Genomic DNA, 18,993 nt, shown 5'->3' with positions numbered 1-18,993 from the left:
CGCTCGTGAACGACAACCTGTTGCGCAACCGGACTTTCGATGAACTCGCGATCGGCGAATCGGCCTCCCTCGTGCGCGTGGCCGCGCAGAACGACATCGATCTGTTCGCCGCCGTGTCCGGCGACATCAACCCCGCGCATGTGGATGCGGCCTTCGCATCGGGCGACCTGTTCGGTCACGTGGTGGTCCACGGCATGTGGACCACCGCGCTGATCTCCGCCCTGCTCGGCACGAGGCTGCCCGGCCCGGGCACCATCTATCTCGACCAGACCTTGCAGTTCCGCCGCCCGGTCGCGCCTGGCGACACGGTCACGGCGACAGTGACCGTGAAGGAAAAACGCCCGGACAAGCGCATTGTCCTGCTCGACACCTGTTGCACGAATCAGGCGGGCGACGTGGTGTTGTTAGGCACGGCGACCGTGATCGCCCCGTCAACACCGGTTGTGTGGCCGTCCGCGCCACGCCCCGACGTCTCGGTAAGGCGGCACGACCGCTACGAGGCGTTCATCCACGAGGCGCGCGCCCGTCCCGCGTTGCGTACCGCGATCGTCCATCCGTGCTCCGTGGAGGCCATCATGGCGGCGCTCGAGGCCCGCGACGAAGGCCTGCTCGAGCCCGTGCTGGTCGGCCCCGAGGCAAAAATCCGCGCCGCCGCGGAGACGGCCGACGTAAGTCTCGACGGCATACCGATCGAGGCGGTCGAGCACAGTCACGCGGCGGCGGCCCGTGCAGTCGAACTGGGGGCGGCCGGTAAAGTTGCCGCGTTAATGAAAGGCAGCCTGCATACGGACGAGTTGCTCGCCGCGGTCGTCGCGCCGGCATCCGGCCTGCGCACCGAGCGGCGCATCAGTCATGTCTATGCGATGGATGTGCCGGCCTATCCGAAGCCGCTGGTTGTCACCGATGCCGCCGTCAATATCGCACCGTCGCTCGAGCACAAGCGCAACATCTGCCAGAACGCGATCGACCTGCTGCATGTCATGGGCGTCGAACTGCCGCGGGTCGCGGTGCTCGCCGCAGTGGAAACGGTCAACGCCAGAATGCCGACCACGCTCGACGCGGCCGCGCTCACCGTGATGGCCGCACGTGGCCAGATCGCCGGGGCGCTGGTCGACGGCCCGCTCGCGTTCGACAACGCCATCAGTTTTGCCGCCGCCAAAACCAAGCAAATCAATTCGCCCGTCGCGGGTCAGGCGGACATTCTGCTGGTCCCGGATCTGGAAGCCGGCAACATGCTCGCCAAGCAACTCATGTACTTCGCCGGCGCCGACGCGGCGGGCCTTGTGCTCGGCGCGCGCCTGCCGATCATCGTCACGAGCCGCGCCGACAGCATGCGCGTGCGTCTCGCTTCCGCGGCGCTCGCCAAGCTGGCAGCCGAACGCACGCCGGGAGGTCCGATCCGATCATGAGCGCCCCACTCCTGCTGACTTTCAATCCCGGCTCCTCAACCATTAAGATCGGCCTATACAGCGTACTGGACAGTACCGCGTCGAGAATCGGTCACGGCTTAATCGATTTGCGGCATCAGCCGTTGCGCCTTCATCTCGTCCATGGCGACGGGGTGAACGAGATCCCGCTCAAAGCGGCCGTCAGCGACGACCTTCACGAAGTCCTCGACGAGACACTCGGATGGTTCGCCGCACACTTTCCCCTCGACGATCTGGTTTGCGTCGGCCATCGCGTGGTGCACGGCGGCGATCGTTTCGGCGGGCCCGTGGCGATCGACGACGCAACGCTCGCGGCCATCGCCGCGCTGGTGCCGCTCGCCCCGCTGCACCAGCCGCAGAGTGTGCGGCTCATCCGGGCAATCCGGCATTTGCGGCCGCATCTTCTGCAGGTGGCGTCGTTCGACACGGCATTTCACCGCACCCAGACCGATCTCGTGCGACGCTTCGCGATTCCGCGCCCGCTCTTCGACCAGGGCATCAAGCGCTACGGCTTTCACGGTCTCTCCTATCAGTTCGTCATCGGCGAGTTCGCGCGTCAGTTCCCGCGCCGCGCGCGCGGCAAGGTCATCGCCGCGCACCTTGGCAGCGGCGCAAGTCTGTGTGCATTGGAGGCGGGGATGAGTCGCGACTCCAGCATGGGTTTTTCGACGCTCGACGGCATCCCGATGTCAACCCGCTGCGGCGTGCTCGATGCCGGTGTCGTGCTCCATCTGCTCGACCAGAAGGCCCTCGACGTCAAGAAAGTCGAGACGATGATGTACGAGCAATCCGGTCTGCTCGGCGTTTCCGGCATCAGTGCGGACAGTCGTGAACTGCTGGCAAGCGGGCGTCCCGAGGCTCGCGAAGCACTTGACCTCTTTACGTTCCGCATTGCCGGCGAGACGGCGCGGCTTGCCACCACGCTGGGCGGTTTGGACAGTTTCGTGTTCACGGCCGGCATCGGCGAACACCAGCCTGAAGTACGCGCCGCCATATGCCAACGGCTCGCATGGCTGGGCGTCGATCTCGACCCGCACGCCAACGGCAGCAATGACCGCGTCATCAGCAGCGCGCGCAGCCGGGTCACCGTTCTCGTGCTGCCCACCGACGAAGAGCAGATCATCGCCGATGAGGCTGTCGCAGTGCACCATCGCGAGGCGATCAAGTCATGAAGCCAATCATCGATCTTACGGGCAAGCGCGGACTCGTTGTCGGCATCGCCAACGAGCACAGTATCGCCGCCGGCTGCGCGGCGTCATTTCGCGAGGCCGGTGCGGAACTGGCCGTGACCTACCTGAACGAAAAGGCCGAACCTTTTGTCCGGCCGGTCGCGCAGGCGCTCCAGGCCGCCATTGTTATGCCCTGCGACGTACGTGTTGCCGGGCAACTGGAAGCGGTGTTCGAGCGACTCTCGCACGATTGGGGACGACTTGATTTTTTACTTCACTCGATCGGGTTCGCGCCCGGCGACGACCTGCATGCGAGCCTCGTCGATTGCTCCGCCGACGGCTTCGCGCTCGCGATGGATGTGTCGTGCCACTCGTTTATCCGCATGACGAAGCTCGCGCTGCCGCTGATGTCCGGCGGTGGAAGCCTGATGACCGTGAGTTTTTATGGCGCCGAGCGCGCAGTCGATCACTACAACGTGATGGGACCGGTGAAGGCGGCGCTCGAGTCGAGCGTCCGCTATCTGGCCGCCGATCTGGCGGCGCGCCGCATTCATGTCCACGCGATCTCCGCCGGCGCGGTGAAAACACGTGCCGCGTCGGGTATCGATCACTTCGACGTATTGCTTGATGAGGTCCGCACACGAACGCCGGCACAGCACCTCGTCACGATCGAGGAAATCGGCCGGATCGCCGCCGTGCTCGCGAGCGAGGCAGGCATGACGCTGACCGGCTCGACGGTTTACACGGCCGCGGGCTTTCACGTGGTGCCCTGACAGCGGATCGCGCCCGGCGCAACGCAGATCGAGTATCGGGCGCTAATCGGGCGCTAGCGCACCGTTGATCTGAATCAACACCGCCGACCACCCGGCTCATAGACTCAGATCACGCGTTCATGCGCCACTCTTCCACTTCTGGAGCGTTGCAATGACCTACAAGACCATCGTCGTCCATCTGGATATGAGTCAGCATGCGCATCCCCGGTTCGAACTCGCGCTGCGACTCGCCAAGCAGTTCGACGCCCATCTGACTGGCGTGTTTGCGGTGTTCACGCCCGATCCGCGCTCGCTCTACGTGATGGCCGGAACCGCCGAATACTACGGCACACACGAGCAGCTGCGCGCGGAACGTCGCGGCGCGCTCGAACGGCTCTTTCATGCGGAGTTGAGCCGCGCGGAGGTCGCCGGCGAGTGGATTGCCGTCGAGGCCCCGGCAAAGCTCGCCGTGCCGTATCGCGCCCGGTGCGCCGATCTGATCATCGCCGGCCAGGACGATCCACACGATCCGGAGTCGTATGTCGGCGACTATTTTCCTGAAAACCTGATCATGTCCGCAGGTCGTCCGGTGTTGCTGGTGCCATACGCCAGCAGCGTCACATCGCCCGGCACACACGTGATGGTCGGCTGGGACGGCAGCCGCGAAGCCACCCGCGCGGTCCACGATGCGCTGCCGTTCATGCGCGCGGCGAAAACCACCACGGTCGTCACCGTCAACGGCGCGCGTGGCGAGCGGCGCCCGCGCATTCCGGGCTCGGACATCGCGACGCTCATCGCCCGGCATGGCGTCGACGTCGAGGTCAAGGATATCGAAGCCGGCACTGGCGCGTCGATCGGCGACGCGCTGTTGTCGCAGGCGTCCGGGATCGGTGCGGATCTGCTCGTGATGGGCGGCTACGGCCATGCCCGCTGGCAGGAGCTGGCGATGGGCGGAGCGACCCGCACGATCCTCCAATCGACGACCGTGCCGGTACTGATGTCGCATTGATGAACGGAATCGCCGAGTCAGTTCCATCCAGGAGAGTTCGCCATGTATCAGCAGATTCTGGTCGCCGTCGACGGCAGTGAAACGTCCACGCGCGCCTTCGACGCAGCGTTGCAGCTCGCGCACGACGCCGGCGCAAGACTGCAGCCCCTTTTTGTCGTGGACGTCCCGTTGCTGGTGTATGACGTGCCCGGTTGCGACCTGACCCATGCCCGCAATGCACTGCTGGAGCAAGGCGCAAATGTGATCGAGAACGCCGTCGCGAGCATGAAGCGAGCCGGTGTGCAGGGTACGCCACGCATCATCGAAACCGCCCTGTCGGGTGACGACGTCGCGCATTGCATCCTGCGCGCGGCAAACGATTTCAAGGCCGACCTGGTGGTGATGGGCACGCATGGGCGGAGAGGCTTCCAGCGACTGGTGCTCGGCAGTGTCGCCGAACGTTTTCTGCGCATCGCACAGTGCGCGGTGCTGATGATCTCGGCGCACAGCAGCAAACCCGTGGCAAGCGGCGCACAGGTAGCCGAACCCATCAAGGAGCCGTCATGACCTGCAAAACCCTGTTGGTGCATCTCGACGACAGCACCCATAGCGCCGCGCGGATTGAATTCGCGCTTGAACTGGCCAGCCGGCACGACGCGCATCTGATCGGCCTGTATGTGGTTTGTCAGGATCTGACGCAGCCGATGTTTCTTCACGGCGAAGGCCCGTGGGTCGCGCTTCGCGAAGCGCAGCGCGATACCAACCTCAAAGGCGCGCAAGCGCGTTTCCTGGCGGCGGCGGAACGAGCCGGGCGGAGCGTGGAATGGCGGGCGCCGGCAGGGCCGGCGGTGGAAACGGCGGTCCTGCACGCGCGCCACGCCGACCTCCTGATCCTCGGCCAGTATGATCCGGACGACCCTTCGTCCTACATCGCACACCATTTTGTCGAGGACGTGCTGATGAGCTCAGGCCGCCCCGCCATTGTGCTGCCCTATGCCGGGGCCGTCCGTTCGTTCGCAGAGAACGTGCTGATCGCGTGGGATGGCGGCCGCGAGAGCGCCCGGGCCATGGCCGATGCGTTGCCGGTGATCAAACGCGCGAAATTCGTCACCGTGATGACCGTGCAGCGACACCAGGGTAGCGAAGCGCCAGCCGGCATCGACGTCGCCGCCTGGCTCGAACGGCACGGCATCCAGGCGGGATTTTCGGCCGTGCCCAAGGTGGCCGGCGTCCCTACAGGCGCAATGCTGCTGAACATGGTGGCCGATCGTCATATCGATCTGCTGGTGATGGGCGCGTACGGGCATGCACGCGCCCAGGAACTGCTGCTTGGCGGCGTCACACGGCTCATGCTTGAATCGATGACCGTGCCGGTACTGATGTCGCATTGACCAAACCATTCAGGAATTGCGCGAAAGTGACCCTCGCACAACTTGAAGCGCCCGGTTTTCGAGGCGCTTCTTTTTTGGATTCCCCCGGTGCGCCGGTTCGCCACCGCGTTATTACAGGCTCGACGGGATCTCGTCCATGTCCCGTGCGCGCCGAACCAGTAGAACGGGCATCTCGGCCCGCCGCAAGAACGCCTCGGCGACACTGCCGAGCAACAGCCGGCCGATGCCATGCCGCCCATGCGTGCCCATCGCCACGAGATCGGCTTCGCACTCTTGCGCCACACGGCAGAGGACGGTGACGACGTCTTCGCCGTACGCGTCAATCGTCCGGGTCAATCCGCGCACGTTGCGCTGTTCAAACAACGCGCGGGCATCTTCAAGCGTCGCCATCGCGGCTTCAGTCGCCGCTGTATCGGCTGTCTGTTCGTCGATCAACCCGGTTCCGATATCGACCATTTGTGCAACATGTTCGGCGACAAATACGGCCGTCACCATCGCCTGTGCGGCCTCGGCGATTTTTAGCGCTTCTTCGAGCGCGAGCTTCGCGGCCTGGCTGCCGTCGATTGCTACGAGAATCTGTTTGTACATGACCTTCTCCCTGAGTTCGCCGCCGTCCTGAACGGCCACGGCCATCAGGGCGGCAACGCGCTTTCAGTCTGCGGTTCGCAGCCCGGAATACGCTTGACGAGGATCAAGCCCGGCGGGTCGGCGGTCCGTCAGTATTCTTGCGCGGCGCGGCTCCCATGGCGAATTGCCGGATACTGGCACGATCCGTGCGGACCGCGCACAATAGGCGGCGCACCCGTCGTTCCGGTTGGCAGCATTCAAATAAAATGACGGTGACGTTTCCCGCTCCGCGCCTGCTCTGTAAGCGAGTGCTGCGCATTGCCACCATCCAATGAGGCGCACATGCCTTTTCGCGGTAAGACGCCCTTTGCTAACGAATCGCCTCCGCACAGCCGGGCTGCGCCACCTTTGCGGCGCCCCAAACTTGTCGCGGCGGTCACATTTGCTGTCGTCCTGGTGGTGGCGCTCACTGCGTGGCGCTGGGTGGGCGAACAGTCATTGCACGCCGCCGACAGCCGCTTCGATCAGCGCACTGCGCAAATCACCGCCGATCTGCAGCGCGAGTTCGCCACCAGCGAATCACTGCTGCTCGGCGCGCGCGGCTTGCTCTCCTTCGCGCCCTCTGTCGATGCCGAGGCCTGGTACCGATATGTCGCGCAGCTCGATCTGCATGAAACGTCGTCCGTCGTGCGCGCGCTTGGCTACGCCGACGTGGACCCCGCCGGCATCGCCCGCCTGACGGACGACACCGGCAGCGCGGCCGGACAGGCCGCCGCGCCGCAACCGGTTGCGCCGGTGAAGCTGATAGAGCCGGGCACCGCCGATGGGATGCCGGTCGGCTACGACCTGGCTAGCGCCCCCGCGGGCCGTAAGGCATTGCTGCGCGCCATCGACACAGGAGCAAGCGCGCTCAACGCCGGCGCAGCGCAATTCGGCGACACCAGCTCGAACAGCCACGCGCGTCTCTACGTCTACTTTCCAGTGTATTCGGACACCGGATCGCCGCCTACGCCACCAGCGCGGCGCGCGGCCATCAAGCGGCTTCTGGTGGCGGCGCTGGACACCAGCCGTGTGTTCGATAACGCGCTCGCCCGGCAACGAAGCATCGACCTGCAGGTATTGAGCGGAACGCCCGCCACACTGATTTATTCGTCCGCCGCCGGGGACGACGACCCCGCGGAGCGCGCACCCATCATGCGTAAAACCGCTACCTTGCGCGTCGGCGGTGAACCGCTCACGCTGTCCTATACGGCGAGCAGCCGCTCCCTACGAGCTGAGGACGAAATTGCAGAAACCGCAGTGCTGATCGCCGGCATCGCGGCGGCATGCCTGTTCGGCGCCATCGCTTTCCTGATCGCCCGCGAACGCGGTGTCGGATCTGCCGCGACGAGCAAGGCGCGCAACCAGTTGAACCTGAACGAGGCACGCATGATGGGGATCATCCGGTCATCGATGGAGGCCATCATCACCATCGACGAACGGCAGAACATCGTCATCTTCAATCCAACGGCTGAACGGGTGTTCGGATGCACCGCCATGGAAGCGGTGGGCACCTCGCTCTCGCGCTTCATTCCCGAGCGCTTTCGCGCGGGGCACGAGCGGCACGTCGAACAGTTCGGCGTGACAGGCGTTTCCGACCGCCAAATGGGCAAGCAGCGTGTGCTGTTCGGCTTGCGCAGCAACGGCGAGGAGTTTCCTATCGAGGCGTCGATCTCGCAGATCCGCGACGGCGACGACAAGCTGTACACGGTCATGCTGCGCGACATCACCGAGCGGGTCAAATCGGAAAATGCGCTGCGGCAATCGCGTCAGGAGTTGCGCGAACTCTCGGCGAATCTGCAAAACGTTCGCGAGGAAGAAAAAACCCGCATCGCACGGGAACTGCACGACGACCTCGGGCAGCAATTGACCGCCCTCAAGATGGACCTTTCGTCGGTCGAGCAGCAGCTCGAAAACACCGCCGAACCGCGTCTGCTTCAGCAACTGCGGGGCATGCGCCGGCTGATCGACGCGACGGTGGCCTCGGTGCGCCGTATCGCCGCCGACCTGCGTCCGGTCATGCTCGACGATCTCGGCCTGATTCCCGCGATCGAATGGCTCGCCAATGACTTTACCAACCGCTACGGCATCGATGTGGAGCGCCGGATCGAAGTCGGCGACACCAGCTTTACGCCGGCGGGCGCGACGACGCTATTTCGCATCGTGCAGGAAGCGCTGACCAATGTCGCACGGCATGCGGAAGCGACGCTCGTCACGTTGACGGTGCATGTCGAGGGCGGCGTGTGCGTCGTGAAAATTGCGGACAACGGCCAGGGCGCGAGCCACACCGCCCCCTCCGCCGAGAAATCGTTTGGTTTGCTCGGTATCCGCGAGCGGGCGCACATGCTGGGCGGCACGGTCGAAATCCACACTTCCAGTGGCGAGGGCTTTGCGCTGACCGTTACCTTTCCAGTCTCGGCGGTGCAACAGCAGGAGATGCAAACATGATGCGAGTGCTGATAGCCGACGATCACGCATTGGTGCGTGATGGCCTGCGGCATATCCTGCAAGGTGCAAGCGGTTTCGAGGTGGTCGGCGAGGCCAATGACGGCGTCAGCACGATTGCGCTGATCCGCTCGAACGCGGCCGACGTGCTCGTGCTGGATCTGTCGATGCCGGGACGAAACGGCGTTGAACTGATCAAACAGATCAAGGACGAGAAACCGGCGCTGCGGATTCTCGTGCTCACCATGCATGCGGAGCAGCAGTATGCGGTACGCGCTTTCAAAGCGGGCGCCTCAGGGTATCTGACCAAGGAAAGCGCCAGTGCGGAACTGGTCGCGGCGCTCACCAAAGTCGCATCCGGGGGCGTCTATGTGAGTCTCGCGATGGCCGAGCGTTTTGCGCAGAGCCTGAACGAGCCGGCCGACACGTTGCCCCATCAACGCCTGTCGGACCGTGAGTTCGATGTATTCCGCCGCATCGCCGCGGGGCAAACCATCACCGAAATCGCCGCGCAATTGTGCGTCAGCAGCAAAACGGTGAGTACCTATAAAACACGCATTCTCGAAAAAATGCAGATGCCGCACGAAGCCGCGCTGGTGCGTTACGCGCTGCGCCACAAGCTGCTCGGAGAAGACGACGAAATCTAGGTCCGGGGCGGCGTTCCGGCCGCCGGGCGAGATTCGATCCTCACACCCGATCGCCGGTCGCGCGGCGCTCTCCATCCTGTTTCCGTCCATTCGTCGCGTGTAGGAAATCCCCTACACGTCTTCGCGCTCGCCTACCCGAAGTTCGCTCGCCGCCGATTTTAATTTGAGACAGCGCCGCCGATACTTCGAGTCATGAACTCAAGCCCGTCCCAGCAAGCACTGCGTGTCTTTCTCGTCGAAGACGCAATTCCGATCAGACAACGGATAGCGGCACGCTTTGGCGCAATCGATTCTGTCGAGATTGTCGGCGAAGCCGAGGAACCCGGCGCCGCGCTCGCCGGCATCGACGCCGCCAGAGCCGATGTCGTGGTCATGGATTTGCGTCTGACCGGCGGCACCGGTATGGAACTTCTGCATAGCCTTGCGCGGAGCGGGTCGCCGGTGATCACGATCGTGCTGACGAATCACTCGAGTGCGTGGTTCAGGCAGGCGTGCCTTGCGGCCGGTGCGCAGTACTTCTTCGACAAGACAAGCGAGTTCGATCTTGCATGCAGCACGATTACGCGGATCGCCCACGAGCGTCGCGCGCGTGGCCTCAATTACTCCATTACATAGGAGCACACCATGTCTGACGTCGCCGAACATTCCGAAATCATGCCGCGCCAGCGTGTCCCGCGGCCGGCTTCAGGCAATGCCGCGCTCGCAACGTCAGTCCCGGCCCGCCGGACCGCGCGCTGTTCAAGCTGCACGATGCGCTCGATCTGCATGCCGCAAGGCCTGACGCCGGCCGAACTGGAGCGCCTGGAGTCGCTGATCTGCGTTTCCCGCACGATCAAACAGGGTGAATCGCTATACCGCGCCAACGATTCGTTCCAGAGCATCTATGCGGTTCGCGCCGGCTCGTTCAAGACCGTCGTCATGCATCGCGACGGCCGCGAACAGGTCACCGGCTTTCATCTGGCCGGCGACTCGATCGGTCTCGACGGCGTCTGCTCGGGCCGGCACAGTTGCGACGCGATCGCCCTCGAGGACAGCAGAGTCTGCATCATCCCGTTCCATCTGCTGGAAGTCATGTGTCGCGAAGTGAAGGTCGTGCAGCAGCACGTCCATCGCCTGATGGGCGGCGAGATCGTTCGCGAGGCCACCCTCATGATGCTGCTCGGCACGATGTCCGCCGACCAGCGGGTCGCCGCCTTCCTGCTGAACCTGTCGGGAAGGCTCAAGACACGCGGCTATTCGCCGGCGGAATTCATTTTGCGCATGACGCGCGAGGAGATCGGCAGCTACCTCGGGATGAAACTCGAAACCGTCAGCCGCATGTTTTCGAAATTTCAGAAAGACGGCCTGGTCGATACACATGGCAAGCAGATCAGGATTCTCGACCTCGAAGGCCTCGCGCGGGTCTAGTCCGGGCAGCGCATGCACGGCTCGGCACCGATCCGGAAAACACGCAGGAGGCCCGGAATGAATGCACTTTCCCAGAACACGGCCTGGTCCGTCGACGAGCATCAACTCGACCCAAACGCCAGCATCGAGGAAAAACTGCGGTTTGCACTGCGATACGCTGTGCTGGCGCCATCCAGCCATAACACGCAACCTTGGCATTTCATCGTCGACGGCGACTGCGTCACGCTGTGCGCAGACCGTCTGCGCGCGCTGCCGGTGGTCGATCCCTTTGATCGCGAGCTGATCATCAGCTGTGGCGCGGCGCTGCTCAATCTCCGCGTTGCGCTGAGCCGCTTCGGTCTTGCCTACGCGATCACGCTATTTCCATCGCTGGCCGACGTGGACGTATTAGCTCATTTGCGGGTCCTGCGCGACGGCCATTGCGATACCAGCCTTGCACCGCTGTTCGACGCGATACCGCGGCGCGTCACGACCCGCGAAACCTTCGCCGACGAGACCATTCCGGCCGACCTCCGGCAGCGTCTCGAGGAAGCCGGCGCCGCCGAGGGCGCGGATATCGTCTGTGCGGAGAACGCGGCCATCCGCGAGCGTCTGGCCACGCTGATTGCTGAAGCCGATCATGCGCAATTCAAGGATCCGCGCTTCCGGCGCGAACTTGCGAGCTGGATCCACCCGAGGCGCCGTCAGGATGGCATGCCTGCGTTGTCGCCGGGCATGCGCGCCCTGCTCGATCTCGCTGTGCCGCTGGTAGGCTCGGTGATTCGCACGTTCGACCTGGGCGGCGGCATGGCGGCCGCTCATCACACGCTGGTCGCCGGCTCGCCGTTACTGCTGTGCATCACCACCGGAGCGGACGATGCGGCCGCCTGGCTAGCGGCAGGTCAAGCGCTTGAACGGGTGCTGCTTACCGCAGCGGACGCAGGCATCACCGCTTCCTATCTGAATCAGCCGATCGAAGTGGCTACCCTGCGCGAGCAACTGCGCGCCGCGCTGAATCTGGACGGCATGCCGCAATTGCTGCTGCGCATCGGCCGCGGCCGGCAGGCCCCACACTCGCCGCGGCGTCCGCTTGCCGAAGTGGTGTCATAGAGCCGACGCGGCCCATGCCAATGTCTATTGCCAGCCGCATCAATCGCAAAAGCGGAAGTAGCCGCTGTGCAGCATGACCGGCGTGGCGCCCACTTCGTTCAGCAAACGCCGCGCAGCCTGTTCGATCGCATACCGGTGAGTATCGAACGCGGCGATCAGGTCGTCTTCACGCAATGACTGTGCGCCAAAGTGATCTTCGAGCGCTTCCGCGGTAATCGCGCACTGAAGCCGCACGCCGTCGATCTCTGCCGGAAAGGCGATAACCAGATCGCGAGCGCAATATTCCGGACGTTCCTGAGGAAAATGGATATTCATGATCGCAGCCTGAAGATATGCGTGGCTCTAATGGCGCCGCCGTGCGAGCAGCTGCCATGGATGCATCGTCGGACGGAAGGAGAAACATTGTCTTGATATGAGTCAATTGCGAAGGCGGCGCCAACTCTACACTGAACTCGGAACCTGTCCTCGAGTGTGCCTCGTGAATACCCCGCCCCTACGCCATCTCATTGCAAATGCACTGACGCTGCTGGTGGCAGCAAGCGGCGCAGCGCTCGCGCAGTCCGAGCCGACTGCGCTGGTCGATCAGCAGCATTGCATGTTCTGCCATACCCGGGATGCGCCCTTTCTCGCACCGTCGTTTCAACAGATTGCGGATCGTTATCGCGGCGTGGCAAACGCTGGTGTGATGCTTGAACACAAGCTGCGACTCGGCGGCAAGGCCCATTGGGGCGATACCGCAATGCCACTGCCCGCGGATCGCGGCGGCCCGTTGACGCCCGAAGACGCTCACACATTGATCCAATGGGTTTTGAGCCAGTAGCCATCCAGCTCGTTTGCTCGTGTTCGTAGCATGTACGGAGAACATCATGCGCCTCACCATTCACCTCGACACGTTCAACCGTGTCAATCCTATGGCATTTGCCATCCTGTGGCTCGACAAGGAAACGCGTCAGTGGTCACGCGAGGGGCATATGGGGCTCGAATTGCCCGAGTGGGGTGGCTTGCATGTCGATTGTGGCAACACGCTCGTCTGCGGGCCGCACGATTCGACGCCCTGCTGCGTACTCGAAGGACTCGATCTGAACGCCGAGTCTGGACCGTTCGAGGGCGAGACCGGACGTGCACAGTGGTGCTCCGATGCAAGCAGATCTCCGATGACCGGCCATTGGCACGTGCAATGTGTCGACAATGAAAGCACGCAGCCGGAAAACAGCATCTTTGCCGCCAACGACAGCGAATAAGCGTTGTCGACCCTGCCCCCAGGGTCGAGTACTACTGTGGGACTGATAGCCGACTCTAACGATGGGTCAGGAGTCGTCTCCTGCTGTAGGGTTCAGCAGCAGGACGAAGCAGGCAACGCCGGCAACGAGTGCCGCCGCGCCATAGCGAACGACGTCCGTGCTATCGAACAGCAGGCCGTGGATCGAGGCCGCCAAACCTGCTAGTGCGACAAAAACGGCAATCGCCGCAACGACAATCCTGGGTTCTGCCCGGACCATGATTTCCCCCTGTCTCAAAGACACGTGGTTGTGCATCGACGTGACAGTCCGCGAGCTGTCGACGACGCATTGATCATCGCCCCAGCCGAAGTATTGCGATTGATTTGCGTCAAGGCTTGGACGCTTTGCTTTACATGCAAGGGGCTCGCAAAATGAAGGTCCATTCAACAGGAGAAAGCCGACCAGCGCTCCGCGCAGTTCTCCTCTTGATTTGAGTCAAGTGCATCATCAGCCCGACTGTCATAGTTGACATACACCCACGCTGACTCACCGCAGACACGAACCTCGCGTCTGCCTTGCAGCCAACGCCGTTCTCGCGCCAGAGTCCCGGTCGCACCGGCACACGCATCATGGCCATCAAGAGCCGCCCCGCAAGCGACCAGGCGCTTTATGCACCGTCGCCCCTATGACTCATGTGAGGAGACTATGCATGTCTACCATCGAACTTAATGAACCCAGCGCCACGGCGCCGCAGATCCCTGTGCTCAAGCACGCGGCCATTGACGGCATGGAGGCTTACCGAGCGCTCGTTGCCGAGGCCGAACGCGATCACGAAGCGTTCTGGGCGCGTCTTGCCAGAGAACATCTGGATTGGCGGCGGCCATTCACGAAGGTCCTGAACGATGCGAACGCGCCGTTCTATCAATGGTTTGAAGATGGCGAGCTGAACGCCTCATACAATTGCCTGGATCGCAACCTCATCAACGGACATGCCGACAAAACCGCCATCGTGTTCGAGGCGGACGACGGCAAGGTCACGCGCATCACTTACCAGGCCCTCTATCACCGCGTGTGCAGACTCGCCAACGCGCTGCGCGCACGCGGCGTGAAAAAAGGCGACCGGGTGGTGATCTACATGCCGATGTCGGTGGAAGGCGTCGCCGCCATGCTGGCGTGCGCGCGCATCGGCGCGCCGCACTCCGTCGTGTTCGGCGGCTTTTCCGCCAAATCGCTGCATGAACGGATGGTCGATGTCGGCGCGGTGGCCGTGATTACGGCCGACGAACAGGTGCGCGGCGGCAAGACACTGCCGCTGAAGACGATCGTCGACGAAGCACTTGCGATGGGCGGCGCCGAAGCGGTGAAAACGGTCGTCATCTATCGCCGTACCGGCGGCCGGATTCCCTGGATCGCGGGCCGTGACGCGTGGCTGCATGAGCTCGAACAGGCTCAGCCCGACACCTGCGAGCCGGAATGGGTCGGCGCGGAGCATCCGCTGTTCGTGCTCTACACATCCGGCTCGACCGGCGCGCCCAAGGGTGTGCAGCACAGCACCGGCGGTTATCTGCTGTGGGCCGCCGTCACCATGAAATGGACCTTCGACATCAAGCCGGCCGATGTCTTCTGGTGCACCGCCGACATCGGCTGGATCACCGGTCACACGTACATCTGCTACGGCCCGACCGCCGTCGGCGCGACCCAGGTGATCTTCGAAGGCGTGCCGACTTACCCGAACGCCGGCCGTTTCTGGGACATGATCCAGCGCCATAAGGTCAGCATCTTCTACACCGCGCCGACCGCCATCCGGTCCCTCATCAAGACCGCCGACGCGGACGCTGCCGTACATCCGCGCAGCTTCGACCTGAGCAGCCTGCGCATCCTCGGTACGGTCGGCGAGCCGATCAATCCAAGTGCGTGGACCTGGTACGCCGAACAGGTGGGCGGCGGCCGCTGTCCGGTGCTCGACACGTTCTGGCAGACCGAAACCGGCGGCCATATGATCTCGCCGCTGCCCGGCGCCACGCCCCTCGTGCCGGGGTCGTGCACGCTGCCGATGCCCGGCATCGACGCGGCGATCGTCGATGAAACGGGCCGGGATGTGCCAAACGGACAAGGTGGCGTGCTCGTCGTCCGCAAGCCGTGGCCGTCGATGATCCGCACCATCTGGGGCAATCCTGAGCGCTTCCGTCACGGCTATTACCCCGAAGAACTCGGCGGCAATCTGTACCTCGCCGGCGATGGCGCGATTCGCGACCCGGACACAGGCTACTTCACGATCACGGGCCGTATCGACGACGTGCTGAACGTGTCCGGGCACCGGATGGGCACAATGGAAATCGAGTCGGCGCTGGCGGCCAATCCGCTGGTCGCGGAGGCCGCGGTGGTCGGGCGTCCGGATGAAACGATCGGCGAGGCCATCGTCGCCTTCATCGTTCTGAAAACGGAACGGCCTACCGGCGCGGAAGCGAAGCGCGTGGCGGACGAGTTGCGCGCCTGGGTCGGCAAGGAAATCGGCCCGATCGCGAAACCGAAAGACATCCGTTTCGGCGACGCGATGCCCAAGACACGCTCCGGCAAGGTCGTGCGCCGCCTGTTGCGTTCAGTCGCGAAAGGCGATGCGATTTCGCAGGACACGTCGACCGTCGAGAATCCCGCCGTCATTTCCCAGTTCGCCGATGCGGTCTGAGCGGTCCGGCGTTCCGGCGCTCCGGCGCTCCGGCGCTCCGGCTTTAGATCGTACCGTGACCGTTGCGCGGCCCCCGTCTCCAAGAAAGCCGCGCAATCGGCGCCTGCTTCTGTTTGCATAAGGATTTCATCATGAATTTCAAAGCCGCTAATCCCGCCTCGCTCGGCCTTGCCGGCTTTGCATTGACGACCTGGTTGCTCAGCATGATCAACGCCGGGTGGTTCAGCGGCAATTCGATGGGCATGGTGCTCGCCGTCGCGTTTGCCTATGGCGGCACTGCGCAAGCGCTGGCCGGACTCATGGAGGTGCCGCGCGGCAACACGTTCGGCGCGACGGCTTTTCTGAGCTACGGTGCGTTCTGGTGGTCGCTCGCACTCTTCGTGCTGTTCCTGCACGGTACCGTGCCCGCAGCCTTCATCGGCTGGTATCTGTTCCTGTGGGGCGTATTCACGCTTTACATGTGGGTCGCGACATGGCGCGCGCCGCGTGTACTGCAACTGGTATTTCTCTCTCTATGGATCACGTTCTTCGTGCTTGCAGCGAGCGAATGGACCGGGTTCCTGTGGTTGCGCCACGCGGGAGGTTATCTCGGCCTGGTGACCGCGCTGCTCGCTTTTTACCTGTCGGCGGCGGAGATCATCAACGAGACGCATGGGCGCACGGTGCTGCCGGTGGGAACCGTCGTTAGGGAGATCGAGGTGACCGTGACGGTCGCCGAGGGACTCCGCGGTGTTTGAAGACAGGCGGCGACCAGCGCGGCGCCCCTCAAGCGGATAAATATCAGCATGCCTATCAACTATCTTCGAGGATTCACGAAACCTGAGCGCAGCGACGCGACGAATCTCCGCCTCGGACGTTCGCTAGCCTTCGTCGCCGGTGCAGCCAACGCCGGCGGATTCCTCGCTGTCGGGCAGTACACCTCCCACATGTCTGGCATTGTCTCGTCACTCGCCGACAACCTCGCGCTCGGCGAGATCAATGCGGTCGTAGCGGGATTGAGCTCCCTGTTGTCGTTTCTTTTCGGGGCCGCCACGTCCGCGGTCCTGATCAACTGGGGACGCCGTCGGCAACGGCACAGCCTGTATGCAGTGCCGTTGATGCTCGAGGCGTCGCTGCTCCTCTGCTTTGGCCTGCTGGGCTCGAATCTCGAGGCGCATCGCGTCCTTTTCGTGCCGGCGACTGTTTGTCTTCTGTGCTATGTGATGGGCCTGCAGAACGCCATGATCACAAAGATTTCCAAAGCGGAGATACGGACGACACACGTCACCGGTCTTGTGACCGACATCGGCATCGAGCTCGGCAAGCTCTTTTACTGGAACCTTGGAGCGACGACCGGGAGTGCGGTCCGTGCAGATCGCCAGAAACTGGGCCTTCTCGGATCGCTCTTATTGTCGTTCCTCGCTGGCGGTTTCACAGGCGCCGTAGGCTTCAAGCACTTGGGGTTCATGTCGACCATTCCCCTTGCTGTCGTACTGCTTACTCTCGCGGCTGTTCCGGTCGTCGACGATATGCTCGCGCAGTGCCGGTAGATTTATTTTTCGCGACACCGGCTACTTCACGATCACCGGCCGCATCGACGATGTGCTGAACGTGTCCGGACACCGGATGGACACGTTGGCTCAGTTCACAAAGAGACGTCCACACATCGCTGGCGACGCGGGGACGGGTGGAAACACAGACCACGAACCGTCGTCATCCCGGAAGAATACGATCGTCAGTGGCCCGGTCGAAGTACAACCTTCCAACCGCACAAAGCGACCGTGCGTCGCGAGCACCCGACCAACCTGTGTCACCCGCGCCGGCATCGAGAGAGTAGGCGCAAGCCATTTATCCACAAGAGATCGCAGGGAAACGCAGTAGCTGTTCATGGCGCGCTCCTGAATTTCAGGTTGGACTGCGGCGGTAAGCAGTTCCACAGGTCCATGAAATTATTATTGGATGCGCGCTCGCGAAGTTAAATCAGAGCAGCCTGAGAAAGACGTAGTCGAACGTCATGCTCTGTAGGCGTTCGCCTACACCGCACCTGCCGCGTGGCCCATGTAGCTCAAGCAACCTCAAGGGGCGCACCGCGCGCGCACGTTCAGCACAGTAAGCCGGCGTGACGATTCCGCAGATCGCACTGAACTGGCTGCTGCAGCAACCGACGGTATCGATGGTGCTGATCGGCGCACGCAACGAGGAACAGTTGCGGCGGAACCTCGGCGCAGCCGGTTGGAGCCCGACGCCTGGTCAAGCCGTGAGGCGCGATGAAGCGAGCAAGGTGCGCCAGGAGATAACTCTGCGCTTGATTGGCCCAGGCGTCTACGCGCCTCTATCGCAGCACGGAGAACCGCCACCATTCTGCTGTTGCATCGTTGCTGGCGAAGTTGATCCATCTCAACTTGAGGACGATCAGGCAACTCCATAGTTCAACAGAACTAGCAAACGGCCCATGGCCATAGTTCCAATGCCTCGCGTTCCCCACCCACCCGGCGGATGTTCAGCCGAACGCCGGCCGGTTTGGACAATCTTGCGCAAATCACTGGCGCGCGACGCCAGGCGGAACACCAAAAAATCGGCTGAACTCCCGGCTCAGATGCCCCTGGTCGCAATATCCGACGGCGATTGCGACCAGCCGCAACGGGTGGCCTTTCAGGAGAAGATGCTTCGCCATCTCCACGCGCCGTTGGACGAGGTAAGCATGAGGCGCTACGCCGATCGCCTCTTTGAATGCCCGAAGCAAATGGAAGGAACTCATTCCCGCGGCCTGCGAAATGATGTCGAGCGACGGGCTTTCGGCGATGTGAGCGTCGATATATTCGCGGGCGCGTTTGACTGCTCCCGGTATCGCCCCCGGGCGTGGCATCGGATGGGGCATCTGCCCGTGACGCTGCACCAGTTGGAAGACCGCAGTCGCGAGGCGCGACGTCTTCTCAAGTTGCGTGGCGTCATTCGACTCCGAACAGACATGCGCCTTCCGTATCAGCTTCATTGTCTGCGGGTCGTCGATGACCGTCTCGGGGAAGTACAACGTCCCCGAGAAATCCTCGCCGTCGTCCTTGAGCAGGCCGATGAGGCCTGTTGTCGGCATGTACACCATCCGGTAGTCCCATCCGGCCTCCGTAGCGGGGCGACCTTCATGCAAGTGGCCAGAATTGATCACGCAGATCGTTCCTTCCGGCCAGTC

The 18,993-nt window shown here is 63.1% G+C and carries 21 protein-coding genes and 1 pseudogene; 17 read left to right on the top strand and 5 right to left on the bottom strand.

Annotated features, from left to right (window positions below; genetic code table 11):
* Positions 1-5 precede the first annotated feature (5 nt).
* The 6 genes from WN982_RS24945 to WN982_RS24920 all read left to right on the top strand — a co-directional run bounded on the left by WN982_RS24945 (position 6) and on the right by WN982_RS24920 (position 5,727).
* Positions 6-1,409, top strand: coding sequence for a bifunctional enoyl-CoA hydratase/phosphate acetyltransferase (locus tag WN982_RS24945; protein WP_341318314.1), 1,404 nt, complete (start codon positions 6-8; stop codon positions 1,407-1,409).
* The gene (locus WN982_RS24940; protein ID WP_341318313.1) at positions 1,406-2,599 is read left to right on the top strand and encodes an acetate/propionate family kinase; all 1,194 of its coding nucleotides are present in this window, start codon (positions 1,406-1,408) and stop codon (positions 2,597-2,599) included. The genes WN982_RS24945 and WN982_RS24940 overlap by 4 nt, the downstream gene beginning before the upstream one ends.
* Positions 2,600-2,607: 8 nt before the next feature.
* On the top strand, positions 2,608-3,369 hold the full coding sequence (gene fabI / locus WN982_RS24935) for an enoyl-ACP reductase FabI (RefSeq protein ID WP_341319414.1): 762 nt from the start codon (positions 2,608-2,610) through the stop codon (positions 3,367-3,369).
* 151 nt (positions 3,370-3,520) lie between these two features.
* Positions 3,521-4,357, top strand: a complete 837-nt coding sequence (locus tag WN982_RS24930) for a universal stress protein (RefSeq protein ID WP_341318312.1) — start codon at positions 3,521-3,523, stop codon at positions 4,355-4,357.
* A 42-nt stretch (positions 4,358-4,399) separates the two neighbouring features.
* Positions 4,400-4,903 (top strand): universal stress protein, encoded by a 504-nt coding sequence (locus WN982_RS24925; protein ID WP_341318311.1) that lies wholly within the window; start codon positions 4,400-4,402, stop codon positions 4,901-4,903.
* On the top strand, positions 4,900-5,727 hold the full coding sequence (locus tag WN982_RS24920) for a universal stress protein (RefSeq protein WP_341318310.1): 828 nt from the start codon (positions 4,900-4,902) through the stop codon (positions 5,725-5,727). Before WN982_RS24925 ends, WN982_RS24920 begins: the two co-directional genes overlap by 4 nt.
* 111 nt (positions 5,728-5,838) lie before the next feature.
* Here the strand turns inward: WN982_RS24920 and WN982_RS24915 are convergent, their stop codons facing one another.
* Positions 5,839-6,315: a universal stress protein gene (locus tag WN982_RS24915; protein WP_341318309.1), complete on the bottom strand. Its 477-nt coding sequence runs from the start codon at positions 6,313-6,315 to the stop codon at positions 5,839-5,841.
* 387 nt (positions 6,316-6,702) lie between these two features.
* Between WN982_RS24915 and WN982_RS24910 the strand changes: the two genes are divergently transcribed.
* The 5 genes from WN982_RS24910 to WN982_RS24890 all read left to right on the top strand — a co-directional run bounded on the left by WN982_RS24910 (position 6,703) and on the right by WN982_RS24890 (position 11,921).
* Positions 6,703-8,781: a CHASE domain-containing protein gene (locus WN982_RS24910; RefSeq protein WP_341318308.1), complete on the top strand. Its 2,079-nt coding sequence runs from the start codon at positions 6,703-6,705 to the stop codon at positions 8,779-8,781.
* On the top strand, positions 8,778-9,425 hold the full coding sequence (locus WN982_RS24905) for a response regulator transcription factor (protein WP_115105423.1): 648 nt from the start codon (positions 8,778-8,780) through the stop codon (positions 9,423-9,425). Before WN982_RS24910 ends, WN982_RS24905 begins: the two co-directional genes overlap by 4 nt.
* Positions 9,426-9,617: 192 nt before the next feature.
* Positions 9,618-10,040: a response regulator transcription factor gene (locus WN982_RS24900; protein ID WP_341318307.1), complete on the top strand. Its 423-nt coding sequence runs from the start codon at positions 9,618-9,620 to the stop codon at positions 10,038-10,040.
* Positions 10,041-10,049: 9 nt separating this feature from the next.
* Positions 10,050-10,832 carry a fumarate/nitrate reduction transcriptional regulator Fnr gene (fnr, locus tag WN982_RS24895; RefSeq protein WP_341318306.1) on the top strand — a complete coding sequence of 261 codons (783 nt, stop codon included), beginning with the start codon at positions 10,050-10,052 and terminating at the stop codon, positions 10,830-10,832.
* Between the two features lie 57 nt (positions 10,833-10,889).
* Entirely contained in the window at positions 10,890-11,921 is a 1,032-nt protein-coding gene (locus WN982_RS24890) for a nitroreductase family protein (RefSeq protein ID WP_341318305.1), read from the top strand.
* 39 nt (positions 11,922-11,960) lie between these two features.
* Here WN982_RS24890 and WN982_RS24885 read toward each other — a convergent pair whose 3' ends face one another.
* A complete protein-coding gene (locus WN982_RS24885; protein WP_341318304.1) occupies positions 11,961-12,236 on the bottom strand; it encodes a DUF1488 domain-containing protein in 276 nt (91 codons plus the stop codon).
* Positions 12,237-12,426: 190 nt separating this feature from the next.
* Here WN982_RS24885 and WN982_RS24880 point away from each other — a divergent pair, with 190 nt between their 5' ends.
* Both WN982_RS24880 and WN982_RS24875 read left to right on the top strand, forming a co-directional pair.
* Complete coding sequence (locus tag WN982_RS24880; RefSeq protein ID WP_341319413.1) at positions 12,427-12,741, top strand: cytochrome C; 315 nt, start codon at positions 12,427-12,429, stop codon at positions 12,739-12,741.
* Positions 12,742-12,787: 46 nt separating this feature from the next.
* Positions 12,788-13,162 (top strand): DUF3564 domain-containing protein, encoded by a 375-nt coding sequence (locus WN982_RS24875; RefSeq protein ID WP_341318303.1) that lies wholly within the window; start codon positions 12,788-12,790, stop codon positions 13,160-13,162.
* A 66-nt stretch (positions 13,163-13,228) separates the two neighbouring features.
* Here WN982_RS24875 and WN982_RS24870 read toward each other — a convergent pair whose 3' ends face one another.
* Entirely contained in the window at positions 13,229-13,420 is a 192-nt protein-coding gene (locus WN982_RS24870) for a DUF2964 family protein (protein WP_341318302.1), read from the bottom strand.
* Positions 13,421-13,850: 430 nt separating this feature from the next.
* On the opposite strand from WN982_RS24870, the gene acs reads away from it, so the two are divergent.
* The 3 genes from acs to WN982_RS24855 all read left to right on the top strand — a co-directional run bounded on the left by acs (position 13,851) and on the right by WN982_RS24855 (position 17,356).
* Entirely contained in the window at positions 13,851-15,827 is a 1,977-nt protein-coding gene (gene acs, locus WN982_RS24865) for an acetate--CoA ligase (RefSeq protein ID WP_341318301.1), read from the top strand.
* Between the two features lie 131 nt (positions 15,828-15,958).
* Positions 15,959-16,564, top strand: a complete 606-nt coding sequence (locus tag WN982_RS24860; RefSeq protein WP_341318300.1) for an acetate uptake transporter — start codon at positions 15,959-15,961, stop codon at positions 16,562-16,564.
* A gap of 48 nt (positions 16,565-16,612) precedes the next feature.
* The gene (locus WN982_RS24855; RefSeq protein WP_341318299.1) at positions 16,613-17,356 is read left to right on the top strand and encodes a YoaK family protein; all 744 of its coding nucleotides are present in this window, start codon (positions 16,613-16,615) and stop codon (positions 17,354-17,356) included.
* A 90-nt stretch (positions 17,357-17,446) separates the two neighbouring features.
* On the opposite strand, the gene WN982_RS24850 is transcribed toward WN982_RS24855, so the two are convergent.
* On the bottom strand, positions 17,447-17,695 hold the full coding sequence (locus tag WN982_RS24850) for a hypothetical protein (protein WP_341318298.1): 249 nt from the start codon (positions 17,693-17,695) through the stop codon (positions 17,447-17,449).
* Positions 17,696-17,910: 215 nt separating this feature from the next.
* Here WN982_RS24850 and WN982_RS24845 point away from each other — a divergent pair.
* Positions 17,911-18,090, top strand: a pseudogene (locus WN982_RS24845) (aldo/keto reductase); the annotation flags it as partial.
* Positions 18,091-18,345: 255 nt separating this feature from the next.
* Here the strand turns inward: WN982_RS24845 and WN982_RS24840 are convergent.
* Positions 18,346-18,969, bottom strand: a complete 624-nt coding sequence (locus WN982_RS24840; RefSeq protein WP_341318297.1) for an AraC family transcriptional regulator — start codon at positions 18,967-18,969, stop codon at positions 18,346-18,348.
* Between the last annotated feature and the right edge of the window lie 24 nt (positions 18,970-18,993).

The organism is Paraburkholderia sp. IMGN_8 (assembly GCF_038050405.1).
Classification (GTDB): Bacteria; Pseudomonadota; Gammaproteobacteria; order Burkholderiales; family Burkholderiaceae; genus Paraburkholderia.
This window is presented reverse-complemented; position numbering and strand designations above follow the sequence as displayed.

Excerpts from the sequence above, each read along its gene's own strand:
- WN982_RS24940 (WP_341318313.1), top strand. The coding sequence starts at position 1,406 with ATGAGCGCCCCACTCCTGCTGACTTTCAATCCCGGCTCCTCAACCATT.
- WN982_RS24930 (WP_341318312.1), top strand. The coding sequence starts at position 3,521 with ATGACCTACAAGACCATCGTCGTCCATCTGGATATGAGTCAGCATGCG.
- WN982_RS24925 (WP_341318311.1), top strand. The coding sequence starts at position 4,400 with ATGTATCAGCAGATTCTGGTCGCCGTCGACGGCAGTGAAACGTCCACG.
- WN982_RS24920 (WP_341318310.1), top strand. The coding sequence starts at position 4,900 with ATGACCTGCAAAACCCTGTTGGTGCATCTCGACGACAGCACCCATAGC.
- WN982_RS24915 (WP_341318309.1), bottom strand. The coding sequence starts at position 6,315 with ATGTACAAACAGATTCTCGTAGCAATCGACGGCAGCCAGGCCGCGAAG.
- WN982_RS24905 (WP_115105423.1), top strand. The coding sequence starts at position 8,778 with ATGATGCGAGTGCTGATAGCCGACGATCACGCATTGGTGCGTGATGGC.
- WN982_RS24900 (WP_341318307.1), top strand. The coding sequence starts at position 9,618 with ATGAACTCAAGCCCGTCCCAGCAAGCACTGCGTGTCTTTCTCGTCGAA.
- fnr (WP_341318306.1), top strand. The coding sequence starts at position 10,050 with ATGTCTGACGTCGCCGAACATTCCGAAATCATGCCGCGCCAGCGTGTC.
- WN982_RS24890 (WP_341318305.1), top strand. The coding sequence starts at position 10,890 with ATGAATGCACTTTCCCAGAACACGGCCTGGTCCGTCGACGAGCATCAA.
- WN982_RS24885 (WP_341318304.1), bottom strand. The coding sequence starts at position 12,236 with ATGAATATCCATTTTCCTCAGGAACGTCCGGAATATTGCGCTCGCGAT.
- WN982_RS24875 (WP_341318303.1), top strand. The coding sequence starts at position 12,788 with ATGCGCCTCACCATTCACCTCGACACGTTCAACCGTGTCAATCCTATG.
- WN982_RS24870 (WP_341318302.1), bottom strand. The coding sequence starts at position 13,420 with ATGGTCCGGGCAGAACCCAGGATTGTCGTTGCGGCGATTGCCGTTTTT.
- acs (WP_341318301.1), top strand. The coding sequence starts at position 13,851 with ATGTCTACCATCGAACTTAATGAACCCAGCGCCACGGCGCCGCAGATC.
- WN982_RS24860 (WP_341318300.1), top strand. The coding sequence starts at position 15,959 with ATGAATTTCAAAGCCGCTAATCCCGCCTCGCTCGGCCTTGCCGGCTTT.
- WN982_RS24855 (WP_341318299.1), top strand. The coding sequence starts at position 16,613 with ATGCCTATCAACTATCTTCGAGGATTCACGAAACCTGAGCGCAGCGAC.
- WN982_RS24850 (WP_341318298.1), bottom strand. The coding sequence starts at position 17,695 with ATGAACAGCTACTGCGTTTCCCTGCGATCTCTTGTGGATAAATGGCTT.